General features: G+C 47.4%; 11 protein-coding genes and 7 pseudogenes. All 18 read right to left on the minus strand.

The annotated features are described in order from the left end of the window. Positions 1 to 25 precede the first annotated feature (25 nt). Positions 26 to 1,111, minus strand: a complete 1,086-nt coding sequence (locus JCM11969_RS02575; RefSeq protein ID WP_054707892.1) for a mandelate racemase/muconate lactonizing enzyme family protein — start codon at positions 1,109 to 1,111, stop codon at positions 26 to 28. Between the two features lie 133 nt (positions 1,112 to 1,244). After that, positions 1,245 to 1,715 carry an arginine repressor gene (locus JCM11969_RS02580; RefSeq protein WP_054707856.1) on the minus strand — a complete coding sequence of 157 codons (471 nt, stop codon included), beginning with the start codon at positions 1,713 to 1,715 and terminating at the stop codon, positions 1,245 to 1,247. A 27-nt stretch (positions 1,716 to 1,742) separates the two neighbouring features. Next, complete coding sequence (gene arcD / locus JCM11969_RS02585) at positions 1,743 to 3,215, minus strand: arginine-ornithine antiporter (protein WP_054707859.1); 1,473 nt, start codon at positions 3,213 to 3,215, stop codon at positions 1,743 to 1,745. Positions 3,216 to 3,239: 24 nt separating this feature from the next. Beyond that, the gene (locus JCM11969_RS02590) at positions 3,240 to 3,929 is read right to left on the minus strand and encodes a Crp/Fnr family transcriptional regulator (RefSeq protein WP_054707862.1); all 690 of its coding nucleotides are present in this window, start codon (positions 3,927 to 3,929) and stop codon (positions 3,240 to 3,242) included. A 59-nt stretch (positions 3,930 to 3,988) separates the two neighbouring features. Beyond that, positions 3,989 to 4,950 (minus strand): annotated as a pseudogene (arcC, locus tag JCM11969_RS02595) (carbamate kinase). Between the two features lie 665 nt (positions 4,951 to 5,615). After that, positions 5,616 to 6,643 (minus strand): annotated as a pseudogene (gene argF / locus JCM11969_RS02605) (ornithine carbamoyltransferase). A gap of 27 nt (positions 6,644 to 6,670) precedes the next feature. Further along, positions 6,671 to 7,906 carry an arginine deiminase gene (gene arcA / locus JCM11969_RS02610; RefSeq protein WP_054707869.1) on the minus strand — a complete coding sequence of 412 codons (1,236 nt, stop codon included), beginning with the start codon at positions 7,904 to 7,906 and terminating at the stop codon, positions 6,671 to 6,673. Between the two features lie 383 nt (positions 7,907 to 8,289). Beyond that, a complete protein-coding gene (gene rbsR, locus JCM11969_RS02615) occupies positions 8,290 to 9,294 on the minus strand; it encodes a ribose utilization transcriptional repressor RbsR (protein ID WP_054707872.1) in 1,005 nt (334 codons plus the stop codon). A gap of 138 nt (positions 9,295 to 9,432) precedes the next feature. Then, a pseudogene (locus JCM11969_RS02620) lies at positions 9,433 to 10,424 on the minus strand (aldo/keto reductase). An 845-nt stretch (positions 10,425 to 11,269) separates the two neighbouring features. After that, positions 11,270 to 12,171: pseudogene (murQ, locus tag JCM11969_RS02630) on the minus strand (N-acetylmuramic acid 6-phosphate etherase). 425 nt (positions 12,172 to 12,596) lie between these two features. Next, positions 12,597 to 12,995 carry a periplasmic substrate-binding domain-containing protein gene (locus JCM11969_RS20220; protein ID WP_338100931.1) on the minus strand — a complete coding sequence of 133 codons (399 nt, stop codon included), beginning with the start codon at positions 12,993 to 12,995 and terminating at the stop codon, positions 12,597 to 12,599. Positions 12,996 to 13,101: 106 nt separating this feature from the next. Continuing rightward, positions 13,102 to 13,734: pseudogene (locus tag JCM11969_RS20225) on the minus strand (ABC transporter substrate-binding protein). Between the two features lie 79 nt (positions 13,735 to 13,813). Beyond that, positions 13,814 to 14,239, minus strand: coding sequence for an ABC transporter substrate-binding protein (locus tag JCM11969_RS20230; RefSeq protein ID WP_369523178.1), 426 nt, complete (start codon positions 14,237 to 14,239; stop codon positions 13,814 to 13,816). Between the two features lie 36 nt (positions 14,240 to 14,275). After that, positions 14,276 to 15,727, minus strand: a complete 1,452-nt coding sequence (locus JCM11969_RS02640; protein WP_054707877.1) for an amidase — start codon at positions 15,725 to 15,727, stop codon at positions 14,276 to 14,278. A gap of 100 nt (positions 15,728 to 15,827) precedes the next feature. Further along, positions 15,828 to 16,823 (minus strand): annotated as a pseudogene (locus JCM11969_RS02645) (ribose-phosphate diphosphokinase). Positions 16,824 to 16,952: 129 nt separating this feature from the next. Beyond that, a complete protein-coding gene (recD2, locus tag JCM11969_RS02650; RefSeq protein WP_054707880.1) occupies positions 16,953 to 19,553 on the minus strand; it encodes an SF1B family DNA helicase RecD2 in 2,601 nt (866 codons plus the stop codon). A 15-nt stretch (positions 19,554 to 19,568) separates the two neighbouring features. Then, entirely contained in the window at positions 19,569 to 20,267 is a 699-nt protein-coding gene (locus JCM11969_RS02655) for a tetratricopeptide repeat protein (protein ID WP_054707884.1), read from the minus strand. A gap of 13 nt (positions 20,268 to 20,280) precedes the next feature. Next, positions 20,281 to 20,960: pseudogene (locus tag JCM11969_RS02660) on the minus strand (histidine phosphatase family protein). Between the last annotated feature and the right edge of the window lie 96 nt (positions 20,961 to 21,056).

The following is a 21,056-nucleotide window of genomic DNA, read 5'->3' on the forward strand; positions in this document are numbered from 1 at the left end:
CTTATCACCTCGTTTGTCGTTCAACTTACTGTTGCTGAAGACTGACACCGATGCCGGGCGTATCGGGTACCGTGATCACGTGACCATCATGGGTGATGCCACCGGTCGTCGGTTGATCACGAAACATCATCGCTGCATCCAGGTCATAGTACTGAATATTGGTCTTTGCCGCCGCTAAATGTGCCGCCGCTGTGACGGATACCTGCGACTCGATCATGCTGCCCACCATACAAGGCACGCCAAATGCTTCTGCAAGCGTGTTAATTTTGAGTGCATTGTCAATTCCGCCAGCCTTCATCAGCTTTAGATTAATAATATCACAGCCATCCATATTTAAGAGCCGAAGTGCATCGGTCACGGAGAAAATACTTTCATCCGCCATGATTGGAATTGGCGTGTGCGCAGTAACGTACGCCATGCCTTCAAAATCCGCCGCCGGAACGGGTTGTTCCACCAACTCCAAATCGAGCCCCTCATCAACCATTGCGTTGATGGCCACTGTGGCCTGTTTTTTTTGCCAGCCCTGGTTCGCATCCAACCGAATCTTGATAGCGGGGCCGACCGCCTTGCGAATCGCACGCACCTGTTTCACATCGTCAAAGGCTGATTGATTGCCCACTTTGACCTTTAAGGTATCAAACCCATCCTTCACCAGCTGAAGGGCGTGGTCAACCATCGCATCTGTCGTCCCAACACTGACCGTATAATCGGTTTCGATCTGCTGACGGTAGCCCCCTAGCAACGCATTGAGCGACACACCGTAGTGTTTAGCCAGCAAATCATTGACCGCAATATTAAGGGCCGCTTTTGGACTGTGATTATTCACAATGCTTGTTTCGATCAGCGACTTGAGGGCTTCTGGTTGGGCTAACGAAGCCCCAATCAATTTTGGCGCAATAATGGTCTCAATGGCATAGCGAATGCTTGCCATGGTATCCCCTGTAATGGCAGCCGTGGGTGCGGCTTCCCCAAGCCCCGTGACCCCATCTGAATCCGTGATCTGGACTAACAGGCTCTCCGCCGTGGTGACGGTACGCAGCGCGGTTTTAAACGGCGATTTAAGTGGCACGGCGATTGGAAACACTTGAACAGTTGAAATGGTTGCTGACATGAACAACGTCCTTTCCTTCTCAGAAAACTGTTATTCAATTTTCATGAGTTCTTTACCTTTAACCATAAAACGAAAACACGCTTACGGCAATATAAATCTTGCAATAAGCGTGTTTTTATTCAAAATAATGGTGTTATTCGGCCACGAGGTCCGGATTTGCGTGTCGTTTAAACAACTCATAGATCGTTCTTGCCCGATCTTCATCAGGACTAAACAACACGATCGTATCATGACCGGCCAGCGTGCCAGAAACTTCTTCCAGCGTCAGGTCATCTAAAATGGCGGCCAGCATGTTCGCGTAGCTCGGTAACGTGTGCACGATCGTCAAAAATTGGATGCGCTCATACTTTGTCACCGTTTCGCTAATTTCACGATACAAATGTTGCAGTTCATTTTGATTGCCGGCCTTGTAGATCATATACCGAGACGCACCAGTCGCGTCCTGTTGTTTCACGATCTGCATTTCACGAATGTCACGCGAAATCGTCGCCTGGGTTGCATTAATGCCCGCATCTTTCAGCCGTGCCATCAGGTCATCCTGAGTGGTCACCGCAAACTGATTAATAATTTGTTCAATTTTAGACTGACGCACTTCTTTTTTCATGGTTGACCTTCACTCACTTTCTACTGATTAAAACAGTTGGTTAAACTGGCTCCATGTGAGGCCAGTCACACCGTCAACGCCCAAGCGGAAGAGTTCAAAGACCGTCAATACCGCAATCAGAAAGACCACGATGGCAATGATGCGTTCCGTGTTACCGAACACTTTTTCTGCCTTGTTATCCCGTTTTTGCAACAAGATGTAGACGGGAATCCCCACTGCGAATAATAAACTCATCAGCAGAATGTAACCCAGGTTGGCAGCAAACAGCAGCCACAGCGCATAAATACTTGCGATTGCCCCAACCGTGATGTTACCGCCACGTCCGGGTACCTCTGGTGATTCTTGAATGGAATACTTGAACTGGTAAAAGGCCGAAAACGCATACGGAATGAGAATGGCTGCACTCGCAATCGAATAGAAGAAATTGTAAGCTGATGCAGTGACCAGGTACGAGAACATGAAGACTTCCACACAGATGTTGGTAAACAGCAACGAGTTCACTGGTGCACCATTCTTGTTTTCCTTTGCGAAGATCTTCGGGAAGGTCCCTTCCTTAGCAGCTTCGTAAGGTAATTGTCCAGCAAACATGGTCCATGATAACCAAGCACCGACAACGGAAATGATCAGCCCGGCGTTCACAACGACGGCGCCCCACTTACCAACAACGGATTGCAGTAAGTCGGCCATGGCTGGTTGTGTCAACTTGGCTAAGCCTGCCCGTTGCATCACCCCTAAGGATAACAGAGTGATCAACGCATAAATCAAAATAACAGTAATGATACCTAAAACAGTTGCCCGGCCAACATCCTTCCGGTTCTTTGCCCGGCCTGAGAAGACCACGGCGCCTTCAATACCAATGAAGACCCAAACCGTCACTAACATGGTGTTCCGAACTTGACCCATGACGTTACCGAACTGGAAAGTACCAGTTGGTGTGTACCAGAAACCGTGCGTAAAGACGCCCAGTCTAAAGGCAATGATCATGGTCACTAAGAAAATGAAAATTGGAATCAATTTAGCAATGGTAATGATCGTGTTCACGAAGGAAGCGGATTCAACCCCGCGCAAGATCATGAAGTGGCAAGCCCACAGAATAAATGAGGCGGCCACAATCGACCAAATGTTTTGGCCATCGCCAAACACTGGGAAGAAATAGCCCACCGCACTCATCAGCAATGTGGCGTAACCAACGTTCCCCAACCAAGCTGACAGCCAGTAGCCCCAGGCTGAGTTAAACCCCATGTACTTCCCAAAGCCAGCTTCAGCGTAACTATAGACCCCGGCATCCAAGTCGGGCCGTTTCATGGTCAAATTTTGAAATGTCTTTGCTAACATCAACATCCCAATGGCGGTAATGACCCAGCCAATGATGATTGCTCCGGCACCAGCGCCGGCGGACATATCATGCATTAAGTTGAAGACCCCACCACCAATGATCGACCCAACAACTAACGCAATAAGTTCAACGAGGTTTAATTTTCCTTTATCTGATTCTTCCATTAATGACACTCCCTCTCGAGAAGTTTAATGTAATGAACTGGGATTAAATCGAAAATTTTTGTGCTGATAAACTACCGTACCTTCTTCAGCGAGTTTCGCCACAACCTGACCCGCAGTCTCCCGCGTGGTGCCGCTGACGCGTGCAAGTTCAATCAGTGTGATCGGATAATTGATGGTCATCGTCCCATCGGTCTGCGCTTCCCCGAGATCCTCCCCCAGCATGATCAGGGCTTGTTGCACCCGACTGCTGGCACTAGAGGTCACCATGCGCTGAAGCCGATTTTCCGTCGTATCAATAATCTGACCCATTTGCGCAATCAAACGCTTCATAATATCGCGATTCGTCAGGAGGACTTCTTCAAATACCGGCATAGAAAATGATGCAATGACAATGGATGTCATGGCTGATGCGGTATAGGGATATTCATGATCAATGAACATGCCCCGATACGGAAACGCCTTATTGGCTTTCACGTAATTGATGAAGCTGTAGTTTCCAGATTCATCCGACCGCTCCAGACGCATAACACCCTTAATAACGTAGTATAAACGATCCCTGGTATCTCCTTGATCAAAGAGGACCTGCCCCTTCCCAAACGATTTAACTTTTAACGTTGCTGCTAACTGATTGAATTCTTCTGAGCGAAAGGCTCGAAATTCTGGTTGTTGACGAATAAATGATCGATATTTATCGAAGTCATCTTTTTTATTCATGAGTTAATAGGACCTTTCTCCGCATTTACTATAGTCCTATTATACCCCAATCCAACACGTTACTTACTAGTGACGGCTGTCTTAGAAATAATTGTCCCGCTCCCATCTGATAGGAAACGACCAACGTTTTCAAGTGACGTCACAACGGCTTTACTGTCCGGCCGATTGTCGACAAAATCAATGGCTGCTTGGACCTTAGGCAGCATACTGCCCTTCGCGAATTGGCCTTCCTTAATATAGGTGTTCAATTCGTCAACGGTGACTTCATTAAGCTGCTTTTGGTTTGGCTTATTGAAGTTCACGTAGATGTTGTCAACTGCAGTCAAAATAATCAGCAGGTCGGCCCCAACAAGTTCGGCCAATTTTTCAGAAGCAAAGTCCTTATCAATCACGGCTTCCTTACCCACGTATCGGTTGCCCCTCTTAACAACGGGGACACCACCGCCACCAACTGAAATTGGAACGATTCCGGCATCAACTAATTTATTGACCACCCGAGATTCCTTCACACCAATTGGTTTAGGTGACGGAACAACGCGCCGGTAACCACGACCAGCATCTTCAACGAAGGTCTGGTCAGGATTCTGGGCCTTGATAAGGTCGATCTCATCCTTAGTATAAAATGGGCCAATCGGCTTCGTTGGATTCGTAAAGGCTTGGTCGTCTTCACTCACTTCAACCTGGGTCACCACTGTGGCGACGTCAACGTCTAACTTGTTTTCTGCGAGGACTTCACTCAGGCGTTTTGCATCCAGTATCCGATACTGCCTTGTGTCATGGCAACGGCTGTGTCGAGTGGCATTGCGGGGTTCTTGTCTGTACTCCCGGCAGCTTGCTGAAGTAAGAGATTCCCAACTTGGGGACCATTCCCGTGAGAAATGATCAGTTGATCGCCCTGCTTAATGAATTCGACAAGGTACTTGGCCGTTTCCCGAAGTGCTTGTTGCTGGGCCTCGGCTGAAGCATCCTTTGATAAGATTGCGTTCCCGCCAAGGGCTACCACAATTTTTCGATTTGTCATTATAATCACCCTTTTTAATTGATTTTGGATTTTTTGTATCAGGCTAATGCAGGAAAGTTTTGGTTTCGAGAAAAAGCCGTACACATTTTTTTGCTTCTTTTTTGTTTTGGTGGGCCTGCTGATACTCGATCTTTGTGTGCTGATTTTAACCTTTATCTTTAGGGCACTGACTGGCGTTTAATCGTCTTCTGTCAAAAATTCAGGCCCGATATTTCTGACAGAAGACGATTAAGACTTGAAGTCTTGAATCGCCCTGATTTTGATTGGTAAAACGTTTTTCTTCAGGCCAGCCAAGTAACGGATGTTGGTAATACTGCATCTGTTTAACAGGTTTACCTATATTCATTGCTGGCTGACGTGCTCTTTGGTTACATTGATAAACGTGTTTCGCAAGGCAGAGGCTCCTGCCTAAGCCAACTCTGGCAAAAATGCCAGGTTCGGGCATTTCTGTCTCTGAGTGATATTGGCTACCGCTCTCTGCTGTTTTATTGCCGAAACGTGTTCCGCAAGGCAGAGGCTCCTGCCTAAGCCAACTCTGCAAAATGCCAGGTTCGGGCATTTATGCCAGAGTTAGCTTAGGCTCCGCCCTCTAACCGCCTTGCTCCACACTCTTACAAAAAACAGGCGAAGCCATTTCTGCCATTCGCCTGTTTTCGAAGTTGTTATTAGACTCGAGGAATGAAGAGATTGCCAAGTGTCGCAGCCATCATTGCCTTGATTGAGTGCATCCGGTTTTCAGCTTCTTCAAATTGGCGAGCGTACTTTGAACGGAAGACTTCATCAGTCACTTCCATTTCAGTGATCCCGTACTTTTCTTCAATTTCTTGCCCATATTCAGTCGTTGCGTCATGGAATGCAGGTAGACAGTGCATGAAGATCAATTGATCATCAGGGGTGCCGGTCTTCTTTAAAGCAGCCATGTTAACTTGGTATGGCTTCAATAATTTGACCCGTTCTTCCCAGTTATCTTCACCCATGGATACCCATACGTCGGTATAAACAACGTTTGAGCCTTCATACCTTCGTCGAGGTCATCGGTAATGACTAACTTGGCGCCTGATTCCTTTGCGAACTTGTTGGCAATGTCTTGCGTCTCTTGAGTTGGGAACAGTTCCTTTGGTGCAACGATATGAATGTTGACACCGAGGATCGCCCCAGTCACAAGTAATGAGTTTGCCACGTTGTTACGACCATCACCCATAAAGGTTAACGTTAAGCCCTTTAAGTGGCCAAAGTTTTCCTTAACGGTCATGAAGTCAGCTAACATTTGAGTTGGGTGCCATTCATCCGTCAAACCGTTCCAAACTGGAACGCCTGATAATTCGGCCAGTTGTTCAACTGAGCTTTGCTTAAAGCCCCGGAACTCGATACCATCAAACATGCTACCTAACACTTTGGCAGTATCTTCGACAGATTCCTTCTTCCCTAATTGAATGTCACCAGCGCCTAAGAATTCTGGGTGAGCACCTAGATCAATGGCAGCAGTGGTAAATGCTGACCGGGTCCGAGTGGATGACTTTTCAAACAGCAAAGCAACGTTTTTACCTTCAAGATAATGATGAGGAATACCAGCTTTTTTCAAAGCCTTCAAATGTAACCCAAAATCGATCAAATATTCTAATTCAGCTGCGGTAAAGTCCTTTTCGGCTAATACTGAGCGTCCTTGAAAAACGCTATTCTTGAAATCTGTCATAATGTTAACTCCTTCTCAATTTAGGTATTATAGGTCTTCACGAACTAATGGCATGCTCATGCAACGTGGACCCCCACGACCCCGGGATAATTCACTTGAAAGAACTTCCAGAACCTTCAGGCCATGTTGACGCAACAATTCGTTAGATACGTAGTTTCTATTATAGGTAACAACCACACCTGGTGCAATCGCTAACGTGTTTGAACCATCGTTCCATTGTTCACGCCCGGCAATGATTGGGTCGCCGTTACCAGTTGGGATCAAATCAAGGTCGTCAAGGTGCAAAGCATCCTTCAAAACTTGTTTGAGATCCGTTCTGTGGTCAAGGCTTAATTCACCATCGTTACCCTGAGTGATCGTCCAAGTATCGATATGACCGCCTTCACCTAGGATACCTGGGTGAACGGTGAATTGATCCTTGTTGATCATGGTGAACACAGTGTCCAAATGCATCATCGCATGGTTATGCGGAATGCGAATGGCAATGATCTTTTCGTAACCACTGTTACTGCTGAACAGATTGTGGGCAATGTCTTCAATCGCGTCTGCTGACGTCCGTTGGGAAACCCCAATGGCAAGTACTGAGTCGCTTAAGACAAGTTCATCCCCACCTTCGATCCGGGTGGTGTGGTTCCGATCACGCCATACCTGAACACCTTGGTCTGCAAAGCGTGGATGGTATTTAATGATGTTTTCCATAAACAGGGATTCACGTTGACGGGCTGGGAAAGTCATATGGTTAATGCTTAACCCATCGCCAATGGAAGCCGCAGGATCACGTGTAAAGTAGAGGTTAGGCATTGGATCCATAAAGAATTCATAGTCCTCTTCTTCAGCGGCACTGACTAAGTCGCGTGGCACAAAGTCAAGTTCGTTCTTGCGAATCCCACCCATGATCTTGTTGACCATGTCCTGAGTCGTCATAGCGCTCAGGTATTCCTTTAAAGCATCGTGCGTAACACCGGCAGCATAGCCAGATTCAGCTAACATCGTTTCAAGGAAGGTGTTCTTCACTTCGTCACCGCCAGCATCAAGTGCTTCAGCGGCAAGTTTTTCAAGATACAGGACTTCGACCCCGTTATATCTCAGAGTATCAGCAAAGTAGTCATGTTCCTTCTGGGCAGTTGGCAGGTATGGAATGTCATCGAACAGTAACCGTGGCATCATATCTGGGGTAAAGTTTTCAACTTCAACGTCTGGGCGTTTCAGCAGAACGGTCTTTAACTTCCCAATTTCGGATGTTACATGAATAGGTTTTGTCATTTTGCGTTACCTCCTATCTCTTTTGAACATCTCTAGAATACAATGGAATGTAAGCGATTTCTAAAAGTTCTTAACAGTCAGAATGTAGACTATTTCACATTTTAATTTTGCGATGAATACGAACGTGTTAAATACACATTTATTATGAATATTCAGGCGTAAATCATTTATTATACACACATATATGTATAAAATTAAAATATTAAAAATAAATTAATTTAAAAAAGTTCTAAAATCCTATATTTTATAAGGATTTTAGAACTTTCTCATAAATTCTTCACATATTATTCATATTTAGATTGTATACAAGTGTGGGAAAGTTGAATACCATTTATGAACTTATTGTATATTTTGTTAAGAAATGATGACCTTTTTTATAAATTCTACACATTCTTTACACTATCCCGCACAATCAGCTCTAACGGTAACTGTTTATCCTGATGGGCTAACCGCGGATTTTGAATGCGTTCGATCAGCAATTCGGTGGCAACCTGGCCCATTTCAAAGGCGGGTTGGTGAATTGTCGTCAGTTTCGGCATCATAAAGTCAGCTAAATCAATATCATCGTAGCCCATGATTGACACATCTTCAGGAATCCGGTAGCCGCGTTCCTGAAGACCGCGATAAACCCCGATGGCCATTTCATCGTTGATGGCAAATATCGTGCTCGGTTTTCGTGCGACTAAATCATCAACAGCCTGATAGCCGCCTAGCTTTGTCATCTTGTTTTGAACGACCATGTCATCCGTAAATGACAAATGATACTTCTCCATCACCGACTGGAAGCCATTGATTCGCTGCTGAATGTTTTGCGTAATGTCATCGCCTACCAGCAACGCGATGTCACGGTGGCCAGCTGATAATAGATAATTGGCAGCCATTTGGCCACCCTTATAATCATCCACCCAGACCCGGTCACCGACCTGTGCATCATTTTGATCAAACAGCAGGTACGGAATTCCGTTTCGCGTCAGGATCCGATCAATATCATTTGCATCTAACGTGGCGCTCGCAATAATCAACCCATTTGCGGCGCGCTTGATCAATTCTTCCAGGTACATACTCTGCAATTTTTGATTGTGGTTCGCATCAAAAATAATGGGCACAAACTTATTGTTTTGTGAGGCTTGTTGAATCCCCTTAATAAACATACTAAAGAATGGGTTCGCCAAGTTGGGCACCAACACCCCGATTGTCTGGGTTGACCGCATAATCAAATTCCGCGCATTAAAGTCCGGAACATAGCCCAATTTTTTCTGCAATTTCAACACTCGTGCCTGCGTATCACTGGAAAAGCGTTCGCCCTTTCCATTTAAGATTTGCGAAACAGTTGTCACTGAGACCCCCGCTGCTTCGGCAAGGTCGCGAATGGTTACTTTCTGTGTCAAGGTGTGCCCCCATCCTGCTGCCTGATTTGGATTAAATAGCGTGCGCTACTATCAGGTGCAATTCAACAAGTCTTACGAAAGGCCTCCATTTCGATCCGGTGATTGAAATAGAGGCCCATTAACTCACATGACTAACGATTAAGCGTGTAGAATTTTTTCGATCTGGTCCAGTTCATCCGTTGTAAACGTCGTGTTTTGAACCGCCTTAAGATTGTCTTCCAAATGAGAGACTTTTGACGCCCCAGTCACAACACTGGCCACAACGTCATCCTTGAGTAACCAAGCTAAGGCCATCTGAGCCATGGTTTGATCACGATTTTGGGCAATCTCGTTTAATTGATTCAACTTCTGCGTCAAGGCTGATCGACCCTGATCCATCACAGCAGTACTGCTCCAGTGGATCTGGAAGTCTTCCGGAATACCACCGAGATACCGGTTGGTCAACAAGCCTTCAGCTAGCGGACCATAGGCCACCGTTGCGACGTTGTTGGTCTTTAGCGTGTCCAAAACACCGTCTTCTTCAACTTCGCGATTTAACATGTTATAGGACAGTTGATTAACAACGAACGGTGTATGGAAATCGTGGAAGTATTTAATAATTTCTTGCGTTTGCGCATTATCATAGTTCGAGATTCCAACGTACAGCGTTTTACCCGAACGAACCAGGTCATCAAGTGCCATCGCCGTTTCTTCAAGGTTCGTGTCCGGATCAAACCGATGACTGTAGAAAATATCCACGTAGTCGAGACCCATTCGTTTGAGACTGTTATCTAGCGCAGTCATCAACGTTTTGCGCGAACTCATTTGGCCGTATGGCCCCGGCCACATGTGAAAGCCAGCCTTGGTCGTAATCACTAATTCATCCCGATATGGTTTCAGATCTGCTTGATAGATCTGACCAAACAACTGCTCAGCGGCTCCGGATTCTGGGCCGTAGTTGTATGCAAGATCATAACTGAAAATGCCACTATCAAACGCTTTAAGCAAAATCTTTTCACTATCAGCATAGTTGCGTCGTCGCCAAAATTATGCCACATGCCAAACGAAACGGCGGGTAATTGCAACCCGCTGTTGCCGGCACGCCGAACGGGCATCCGCCCATCATAACGGTTCTCATCTGCCAGATACATCAATAAATCGTCCTCTCTTCTCTCAAATCATCATACCTATTAATTTTAAAGGGACGGGGGGATAATGCAAGGGCAGAGTGTAAGAGTGTGGAGAAAGGCGGTTAGAGGGCGGAGTGTAAGCAACTCTGGTCAGAAAAGTCCGGGCCTGACTTTTTTGACCAGAGTTGCTTACACAGGAGCCTCTGCCTTTCGGAACACGTTTCGACCATGTTAATACGGCGCCACAATTGAGTTTATTGTTAAAAATCAAAACAATGGCGTGTGAAAGGACACGTTCAAAGACTGGAGTGCTAAGCCTTTATGTCCTGGAAAACGTTTCGACAATGTATGATCAACGTACAATTTACTGAGTATTCTATCGTCACTTTCAGCAATTAATTGAAGTTCTTTACTATAATACATAGTCATTGATTTCTTTATATTAGATTCAAAAAATGCACACGTCTCTCCGTCCTGGATTAACGTGTGCATTTATTAAATTCTCTTCTTGATTTTTACGTAAATTGAGACGAAGATAAAACCGCCTTTCTAGCCAACTCAGATAAGAATGCCAAACTTGGGTAAATTTTATTTGAGTAGTATTTGCGACAACCTTCTATTTCACATTGCCGAAACGTGTTCCGCAAGGGCTAACTTGTAACGGACTCTGACCTAAAAGTCAGACCCGGGATTGGCATTTTTTACTGTCTGAGTGGTGCTGACGACGCGCGCTCTGGCTCATAGACGAAACGTGTTCCGCAAGGCACGGGGCTAACGTGTAAGGGACTCTGACCAAAAAGTCAGGCCCAGACTTTTCGGTCAGAGTCCCTTACACACCGCCCCTAAACCGCCTTGCTCCACACTCTCTACTGCAAGCTCAACTTCACCGCATCACTCACATGACCACCAGACTGAGCCAGTAGTTTCTTAGCTTCCGCGATAGTGCCCTTTGTTTCAATTAGCAGAATGGCCAGCGGCACATTGTTATCCGCGCGAGCCAAGGCTCTTTCTGCTGCCAATGTTGATGTTTGCGTTGCCGCTGCAATGATTCGCTTTGCCCGGCGTTGCGTTTTTTCGTTAGTTGGCGTCACATTGATCATCAGGTTTTGGTATACCTTGCCTGACCGGATCATAATACCGCTCGACAGCATGTTAAGGACCATCTTTTGCGCAGTCCCGGCCTTCATCAAGGTTGCACCAGTAATGACTTCTGGTCCCACGATTGGCAGATGGCAACGTCCGCATTCTTTTCCAGAGGACTCTCGGGAACACAGGCTAACGCAATCGTCAGTGCACCCTGTTTTTTAGCGTACGCCAATGCAGACACCGTGTAGTTGGTCGCCCCACTAGCAGCAATCCCAATAACGATATCCTTTTCAGTCACCGACGCATCCTTCAAGTTTTCTTCAGCCAGTTCACCAGAATCTTCCACCCCTTCAATCGTGTGGAACATGGCTTCGGGTCCGCCAGCAATGATTCCAAAGGTTTGTGATTCTTCAAGCCCGTACGTTGGCCGCAACTCCGTGGCGTCCAACACACCTAACCGGCCAGAGGTTCCGGCACCAATGTAGATCAACCGGCCACCCTTATCAAACCGCTTGGTGGCGAGGTTAATCGCTTCAGCGACTTGTGGCAGCTGTTTTTGCACCGAGCGGCCCACCCGCTGATCCTCACGGTTGATAATATCAACCATCTCATTTGAATCGGCCTGGTCGATGTGGGTTGAGTGACGGTTTCGCTGTTCAGTTAATAAGTCTTCAAAGTTCATGGTGCATCCCCCAATTGTCATAATAGCCTGTGCCGAATCGACACAGTGTTTGTGGTAACGTTTTCATTTGTTCTTATTCAGGTATATCATGTTTCATGATAAATTTCAATAAATTTCGAGTATCTGCATTTATTTTCATTCAATAGTGAAAATAATGTTATCCGGATAAAATATAACCGCTTTCTTTTCTAAATTATGAAAGTGTTTGATAATAACCAGTTAATTGAACTAATGTTGCACATATTGGTCTAAATTGTACCATCAATTTTGAAAAATAAGAGCTTATCGTTGAAAACAAGCCATCAAAAAAACAGCTGTCATGTTAGAAACACATGACAACTGTTTGTATTGATCCGTTTATGAGTAACGATAGTCGCTAATCCCTTCTGCCAGGTGACAAGAATCTGCAGAAGCGTATCGCATACCTATTTTTGCGTAATGTAGACTTCTTTATAACCGCGACTCATTCCGGCTGGATTCCAAACGTACCCATGAATTGTCGGCCGCCATAATTCAGTGACTGACGGTTGATACAATGGGATAACGCCCTGGTCCTTCATCAGGATCTTTTCGGCGTTGACCAAATCTTCATACCGCTTTTGCTTGTTGTTAGCGTCCTGGTTGCTGGAAGCTGAGATCAACTTGTCGTATTCGCTGTTGACCCAGTGACCATTGTTGGTTGGGTTACTCTTCGTTTGCAGATCCAAGAAGTTGATTGGATCAGCGAAGTCCGCGCCCCACGAGGAGATAACGAGGTCGAAATTACCGCTTGATGACCGTGCCAACCGGTTCTTGTTCGGCACGTTATCAATGTTGACCTTCAATCTGGCAGTTTCTGGAATTGATCCTGCAGATATTGGGTGGTCGTCTCAGCCTGATCCGTATCATCACTCAGTAGCGTCAACGTCAATTTCTTTTCGCCGACTTCCTTCATCCTTCACGCCAAAGTTTCTTAGCGTTCTTGGCATTGTAAGTGACGCCCGATTTGACATAAGCGTCAGTCGCAAAGTCTGCGCCGGTCTTCGGGTTCTTATAGAAGTTTGTTGAGACAAACCCCTTTGGCGCCGTTGAGCCGTCACGCAGCACACTGGTTGCAAGCGCCTGCTTATTGATGATTTGAGACAAGGCCTGGCGAACTTTCAGATTCTTCAAAGCCTTATTGTGGCGTTGATTGATCTGAAGGTACTCCATAGAGCCGCCGACAAACGTCTTAAAGCCGGCCTTGTTCTTGTAGTTGGCAACTTGTGTTCCTGAAAGTGGTGTCACATCCAGTTTCTTTTACTCATACAAGTTTAACCCAGTTGCCGGACTCTTGACTACCTGGAAGTTGATCGTGCTCAAATGAACATTTTTCTTGTCCCAGTAGTTTGGATTCTTAACCAGTTTCCAGGTATTGTTCGTCCCGTTCCAGCCCTCTGACTTAAACGGTCCGTCATAGGCAGATGTTGCACTGCTTGTCCTATATTTGGACCCGTACTTTTCAACCATTGACTGTTGTTCTGGGAAGAACGTTGGAAACGCCAGCAACAATTTGAAGTATGGCACCGGTTTACTCAATTTCACGACCAGCGTTGAATCATTTGGCGCACTAACGCCCAATTTATCAGGCTCATCTTGCCGTTTTAAATCGCACTAAAGTTCTTCAGACCGTCATAAATGTAGGCATAACCCGCTTGGTCTTCGGGTCAGCGGTTCGGCGCCAACTGTAAACGAAGTCCTTAGCGGTCACCTTTTGACCATTTTGCCACTTATCATTCGTCCGGAGCTTAAACGTATAGGTCAGACCATCCTTAGACTCCGTTGAACTCTTAGCCAACGTATTCTCCAGCTTGAAGTCCTTACCCAACCGGTAAAGGCCTTCGCCAGTTGAATATAATTGCGTTAAACTGATCGATTCAGACGCCTGAGAATCATCTAACGTCGAAATCGTGTCCGTCGTACTCAGGTTCAAGACCTGCTTGTCAGCCATCTTACCACTGCCTGACTGACTACTCTGGTTGCCGCACGCTGCCAGAGTCAGGGCAAGGGCCACACTGCCCAAGCCAATAATTACCTTTTTTAACCCCATCTGTTTTTCCTTCTTTTCCCTACTTTTTGTCACCAACTATAAGTTTAACAAATGAAACTGATTTTCACGCTCAAAAAGCTTAGCAGTTTGCAATAATAATGCTTCTTGCCCCTTTAACGCGGTTAATTGAACCCCTAACGGCAACCCTGCATCGGAAACGTGCGTTGGCAGACTGGTTGCGGGTTGCCCCGTCAAGTTAGCCTGTTGCGTAAACGGTGATCGGGTCAATGCTGGTAACCACTGATCATAGATCAACTGTTGTTGCTCATCAGGATTGAATTGCTCGATGGCCTTGATTTTTTCAAGGTTTTCATCCGAAATTAACGGATCATCCACACTTGGGGCAGGCATGGCTGTTGTTGGCGTCAGGTACAGCGGGTACTGTGCCTGGAACTTGGCCATGGTGTAACTGGCCTGGTCCCACAGTCCAAGTGACTCACTGTACTGTGCTGCTGACAAATGCCTGCCAGTTTCACCAAGCGCCCAGGTCAGCGGTTCGACCTCATCACGCGTGATTGCCCGGCCAAACGCTGTTGCTAATTCGTCAAACATCGCGGTCGTTTCGGCTTCGTTCATCACGTAATAACTGTCCATGAGGGCCACGCCATCAAGATCCGGGGCAGCCTCAACTAGGTCATACCCCTGGTCACTTAGAAAGCTGGCCGCATCCTCAACTGCCTGAACCGCATCCGCAGACACCGGCGTGCCTACGGGTGATTTGGTGCTATAAGCTACTTTTACTAGCTTAGCATCATTGAGGGTTGCAAGATACCCGTGCTCATTTAGCGGCACCTGGAACACAGCAGCTGGCTGAACAGTCTGCATTGCATCCAGTAATGCCGCGGTATCATCAACAGATCGAGTCAACGCAAAATTAATGGCTGCCCCCTGCCAGGACCGCCAATCGCCAGGCCCAACTGGTACCCGCCCCCGGGTTGGTTTCAGCCCAACTAACCCGCTAAAGCTGGCTGGGATTCGAATGGACCCGCCACCGTCACTGGCGGCAGCAATCGGTACAATTCCAGCTGCCACACTGGCTGCGGAGCCACCACTCGAACCGCCCGGAGAATAGGACCGGTTCCATGCATTATGCGCCGGCCCGTAGAGTTTTGAATCGGTGATATTCTTAAACCCAAATTCAGGTACGTTGGTCTGGCCAATGATAATAAAACCAGCTGCCTGCAGTTGCTGTACGAAGAAATCCGTTTGGCTGGCAACGCTTCCTGCTAACAAGCGTGATCCACTGGTGTTGGGGCTTCCGGCCAAAGACTGGCCAAGCCCCTTGATCAAGAGCGGCACGCCGAGAAACGGTTGGCCGTGGTCCTCGAGCGCTGCTGCCTCGGCCAACGCCGCCTGTTCTCTAGTTGCCGTAACCGCGTTTAACGCGTCGTTACCTGCGGCCACGCGCTCAAGAGCTTCCTTAACCAGCGTCGTTGCTGAAACGGTGCCTTGTCGAACTTGCTGCGCTAACGCTAATGCTGTTTTCATGATAGATTCGCCTCACTTAAACCCATTTTTAGGGCACAACACCCGGATAATAACCAATGACGGTGACTATCCGGGTGCCTGCATCTTATAACAGTTGAACTTATTTAGGATCAGACTTGGTAGATTCGCGTTCTTCCTTTAAGAAGAGCTTCCCCACACTGCGTTCCTGATAGATTCGCCGAATGGTGCGGCCAATCAGATCACCGACAGAAATAATTTCGATCTTATCAAACATTTTTTCTTCCGGTAATTGAATCGAATCCGTGACAATGACCTTTTTCAATGGTGATTCAGTCATGTGCTTGACCGCATCCTGACTAAAGACCGGGTGAGTGGCGACGGCGTAAATGTCGTTTGCGCCGGCATTCTTCAGCGTTTGGGCTGAAATTGAAATGCGGACCGCCGTATCAATAATGTCATCAACGAGAATGGCATTTTCCCCTTCAACTGACCCGATCACTGCCTCCGGGTTGGTGGTTGATTTATCAGGATCCCGGTTGTCGATAATTGCCAGTGGTGCGTGCAGCAGATCAGCCATCCGCCGGGCCTTTGAAACGCCCGCGTGGTCTGGTGACACAACGACCAGGTTATCCAGCAGATCATGTTCGAAGAAGTACCGCGCCAAAAGTGGTGTGGCTTCCAAATGATCCACGGGAATGTCGAAGAACCCTTGCAGTTGTGCGGCGTGCAGGTCTAAGGTTACGGCCCGGTCAACACCGTCGGCTTCAAGCATCGAGGCTATCAGCTTGGCAGTGATGGTTCCCGTGACCGGGCTTTCCGGTCAGCACGTGAGTAGCCGTAGTATGGAATTACGACGGTAATTGAGTGGGCACTGGCCCGGCGAGCAGCATCAACCATGATCAATAACTCCATCAACATCGTGTTGACAGGGTCTGAGACTGATTGAATAAGATAAACGTCGGCACCGCGAATACTTTCGGTGATGGTAATGGAAATCTCGCCGTCACTGAAGTGTTTAATACTTGCCTGGCTGAGTTCGACACCAGGCGGCGGCAGCAATTTTTTCTGCAAGCGGCCGGTTTGAGTTCAGCGCGAACAATTTAAGCGGATGCTTTGTTTGTTTTTGATTAGGCATGGTGAACCTCCATGAATTTTTGTGTGATCTGGCGTCAATGATTGCGCCAGGTTTATCGCGTAAATGATGTCAGCATCGGTCTGCTGGCCATAGCCCCATTATCGCAATTATGGGGACTAAGTACAAGGATTACTCGCTGGTCATAAAGGATTTAGGCGAAAGCTTACCCATTCCGATCATCGGGTTGATCTGACCAGATTGAATCAGCGCCATGGTCAAAACGCCATCGTTTAAAACAGTATCCCGCGTGTCTGCGGCATCCTTGGCCGGGGCAGCACTATCAGTCGTCGTTTCTTGACCTGTACTGGCCGTGGTGGCTACTGACTCCGCAGGCTGTTGATCAGCACTCGTAATTGAATCGGCATCAACTGGTGCCTCGACGATCTGGTCACTCGTCACTGGTTGTTCAGTGGCAGCCGATTGCACAACCGCATCAGCTGGCAAGGCAGCCAACGTTTGCGTCAGTCGGTCCACCAACATGGTTTTTCGATTGATCGACACGCGTTGAACACTTTGTTCAAACGCTCGTCGCTCACCCAACAAGATCAGCGTTTTCTTCGCCCGCGTCACCGCAGTGTACAACAGATTACGTTCCAGCATCCGCGAGTACTGCATCACCATGGGGAGGATCACCATCTGAAACTGGCTCCCCTGTGCCTTATGGATCGACGTACAGTAAGCCAACGTTAGCCGGTTCCAATCGTTGCGGTTATACGTCACTTCGGTCTGGTCAAACGCAATGGTCAGCTTATCAGCCTTGTCTTCATTACCCTTATCCTTCGCCATCGTAATCCCGACAATTTCACCAATATCACCGTTAAACACGTTGTTTTCCGGACTGTTCATCAGGTGCAGGACCTTATCACCAATTCGAAATATCTCGCCACGAAAGTCAACTTGTTTACGATGGGACTCGGTTTGCGGATTCATGATCTCTTGTATGATCGTATTTAACCGGGTAATGCCAGCTGGTCCGCGATACATCGGGGCAAGTACCTGCACATTTTCTGCGGAAAAGCCCTTCTTTTTGGCGCGACCAATGATCTGTTCGATAACCGACGGCATTTGCGCCTCCGAACAGCTAATGAATGACCGGTCAGGCTGGTTTTGGTCAAAGTCATCTGGCAACCGGCCCATTTTAATATCGTGGGCCAGCGGAATGATCGATGATTTTTCACCCTGACGGTAAATGGTATCTAGTTCCATTGCCGCTACCCGTTGACTGGCTAACAGGTCATGGAAGACCTGTCCAGGGCCAACTGATGGCAACTGATCCTTATCCCCAACAAGCACGACCTGCATCGTGTCCGGAATTGCCCGCAGGAGTGTCCTGAACAAAAAGACGTCCACCATGGACATTTCATCGACGATTAGGAGCGCACCCTCCAGGTCCTTAGCAGCGTTGGCATCATTACCTTCGCGACCAGTCAGTCCCAGCAACCGGTGAATGGTGCTTGCTGGCAGTCCGGTGGTCTCACTCATCCGCTTGGCTGCCCGGCCGGTTGGCGCGGCGAGCAGAATCGGAAACGGTTTATCCTTATACTGATTGATATCGAGCGAATAGTCGTGTAACCGGGCATATAGGTTCACCAGCCCGTTGATGATCGTTGTTTTACCGGTCCCAGGGCCACCCGTTAGAATAAATACTCGTGACTTCATAGCGGTCAAAATGGCTGTTTCCTGCGAGTCATCATAGTCAATGCCGAGATTACGTTCAACCACGCGCATCTGTTTTTCAATGGCATCGTCGTTAAAGGACTTCAACTCGTCGCCGTTTGTGATCCGGTTCAAGTGTTCCGCAATCTGCCATTCCGTGTCGTAGAGGGTCTTCAGGTAGATCTTGTCACCCTCACCGACCACTTTTTGAACCTTCGCCAGGGCCAGCAATTGATCAGCAACCAATTTGGGGTTAACCGCCTCATTTCGACTGGATTGCAGTGACCGAATGGTCCCGGTTAAGAGCGGTTGGGCAGTCGTATAGGTATTGCCATCCTGCATGGCGAGTTCGTTAAGTTCCTGCAGCAGACCAGCCTGAATTCGCTGGTCAGACAACGCACCGATGCCGAGTTGCTCTGCAATTTGGTCCGCCCGTTTAAAGCTGACCCCGTTAATGTCTTCGACCAGCTGGTAAGGATTGTCCTGAATGATCGATAACGTTTTTTCCTTGTAACGGTCGTAGATAGCACTTGCGAGCAAACTCCCAAAACCATAGCCGTTTAAGCCGATGATAATTTGTTCAACACCGTTGTTTTCAGCAAGATTGGCCACAAGCGTTTGTTTGACCTTAGCTGAAAGCCCGATATCGGCCAAAACGCCGGCATCTTTATTGATCTGATCAATTGCGGTCGGGCCCAAGGCGTCCACAATTTTTTCAGCCGTCTTTTTCCCAAGTCCGGGAAATTCATCACTGGCAAGGTACCCGATCACGCCTTCACGAGACGTCGGGACTTCGCTTTGATAGTTGGCCGCCTGAAATTGTTTGCCGTATTTCGGATGGTCAACTAGCTGGCCAAAAAAGCGGTACGGATTTTCTTCCTTAATGTTGGCAAAATTTCCCGTGACCACAATTTCACTGTCCGTCCAGGTCATGTTGGTCTGCTGGACTTTCACTAACAGGACCTTATAGAAACTATCGGGACTTTCAAAGAAGGTCGTGGCAACTCGGCCGACAATGTATAGCTGGTCATTCGGCTGGTCGTCGCCAAACAAGTTCATATTTTCGCTTGCCATCTTGAAACACCCTTCCTACTTTTGATTGTCCTGATCGGTTTTTTGCTTATTGAGAAACGTTTGAATATCTTTTAAACGAGATTGACCTTTTTGGTAATAATCCGGGTCAAGCGTCTTTGCTTGGTCAAAAAAACTTGTGGCATCCTGGCCTAAAACAACTGCGGCAATTCCGCGGTCAAACTGGGCATGGCCGTTTTTAGGTTCAGCCTTCAGCACTTGGTCGTAATAGTCGGCTGCCTGGTTGAAGTTCCCCAGTGCCAGTAAATTATCGGCAATCAGTTGGTTGACCTGCGGATCTTGTTTATGCGTATCGCCGGCTGTGATTGCAAACGCCAGCGCTGTTTTGTGGTCACCGTTGCCCATGTAGCTTTGCGCCAGCATAAGGTAGGCGTCAGCTTGGAGTTTTTTATCCTTCACCTGTGAAAATTGTGCGATGGCCTTTTGGTACTCGCCTGCTTCGTAGTAGACGTTGCCCAGGCCATACGTCAACGTATCCTTGGCCTGACGACTCTTATCACCAAACATGCCCATGGCCTTCATCAGGAGCTCCTCAGCTTGCGAGTAACTCTTAAGATTAACCAGTAAGGCGCCTAAATCATAATAGGTGTGATAGTTATCCGGGTCATCGTCAATTTCTTGAATCAATTGGTGCATTAATTTTTCGGAAGCTTTTTGTTTTTCATCGCGCTCCGTCGTTTTCTTATCGTTAGCCATTTATTAACCTCGTTTAAATTGTGTCGGTTGCATCGAGTTGCCGTTTTAAATAATCTGTTTTATTCCACGCAATCAGTTGAAAACTGGCACCGTTGTCAGTTGTTTCAAGAATCGTCGTCGACGTGTTCGTCAAGCCGCCGCGGTCTCGTAGATGCGCCAATGGCGTCCCCAGCAGGGCATTGATTTCAGCGTTTAAGGCAGCCCCGTGACTCACAACAAGCACGTTTTGATCTGCTCCGCCATTGGCATGCACGATCATTTGGATGGCCGGCGTCATGCGGTTGATCAGTTCTTGAAACGATTCCCCGCCAATCTCAACCGGCTTGTACTTGTCCGGGGCATTGCGAAACGCCTCAAATTCAGCCGGAAAGGTTTTCTTTGCGTCAGTAAAGGTCATGCCTTCCATCCGTCCCAGATGAAACTCTTCCAGTCGGCTCAGCAAACTTAACGGTATGTCATCAGGCAGATCATTCAGCACAGTCAATGCTGTGTCGCGTGCCCGTTTGATGGGACTGGCGTACACGTGACTGAACGTGACCTGTTTTAAAAATGTCGCCGCCTGATGAATCTCAGCATAGGATTCGGGTAGCAGTGGCGAGTCACCGCCAGCGCCTGATAGCGCGATTCCAAGTTCCATTCAGTCTTGCCATGACGCAGAAAATATAGTCTCAATGCAATCCCTCGCTTACTCATTTTCTTAAAAACAATCAGTACTATTATGCCAGTTTTCATAGCGAATTTCAAAGTTTTACACGCTGACGAGCCCGGTGAGGCACGTCTTTTTAAAAC

Source organism: Secundilactobacillus paracollinoides DSM 15502 = JCM 11969 (assembly GCF_001311135.1).
Taxonomy (GTDB): Bacteria; Bacillota; Bacilli; order Lactobacillales; family Lactobacillaceae; genus Secundilactobacillus; species Secundilactobacillus paracollinoides.

Excerpts from the sequence above, each read along its gene's own strand:
- JCM11969_RS02640 (WP_054707877.1), bottom strand. The coding sequence starts at position 15,727 with ATGAAAACAGCATTAGCGTTAGCGCAGCAAGTTCGACAAGGCACCGTT.
- JCM11969_RS02580 (WP_054707856.1), bottom strand. The coding sequence starts at position 1,715 with ATGAAAAAAGAAGTGCGTCAGTCTAAAATTGAACAAATTATTAATCAG.
- JCM11969_RS02590 (WP_054707862.1), bottom strand. The coding sequence starts at position 3,929 with ATGAATAAAAAAGATGACTTCGATAAATATCGATCATTTATTCGTCAA.
- arcD (WP_054707859.1), bottom strand. The coding sequence starts at position 3,215 with ATGGAAGAATCAGATAAAGGAAAATTAAACCTCGTTGAACTTATTGCG.
- recD2 (WP_054707880.1), bottom strand. The coding sequence starts at position 19,553 with ATGGCAAGCGAAAATATGAACTTGTTTGGCGACGACCAGCCGAATGAC.
- arcA (WP_054707869.1), bottom strand. The coding sequence starts at position 7,906 with ATGACAAAACCTATTCATGTAACATCCGAAATTGGGAAGTTAAAGACC.
- JCM11969_RS02655 (WP_054707884.1), bottom strand. The coding sequence starts at position 20,267 with ATGGCTAACGATAAGAAAACGACGGAGCGCGATGAAAAACAAAAAGCT.
- JCM11969_RS02575 (WP_054707892.1), bottom strand. The coding sequence starts at position 1,111 with ATGTCAGCAACCATTTCAACTGTTCAAGTGTTTCCAATCGCCGTGCCA.
- JCM11969_RS20230 (WP_369523178.1), bottom strand. The coding sequence starts at position 14,239 with ATGGGGTTAAAAAAGGTAATTATTGGCTTGGGCAGTGTGGCCCTTGCC.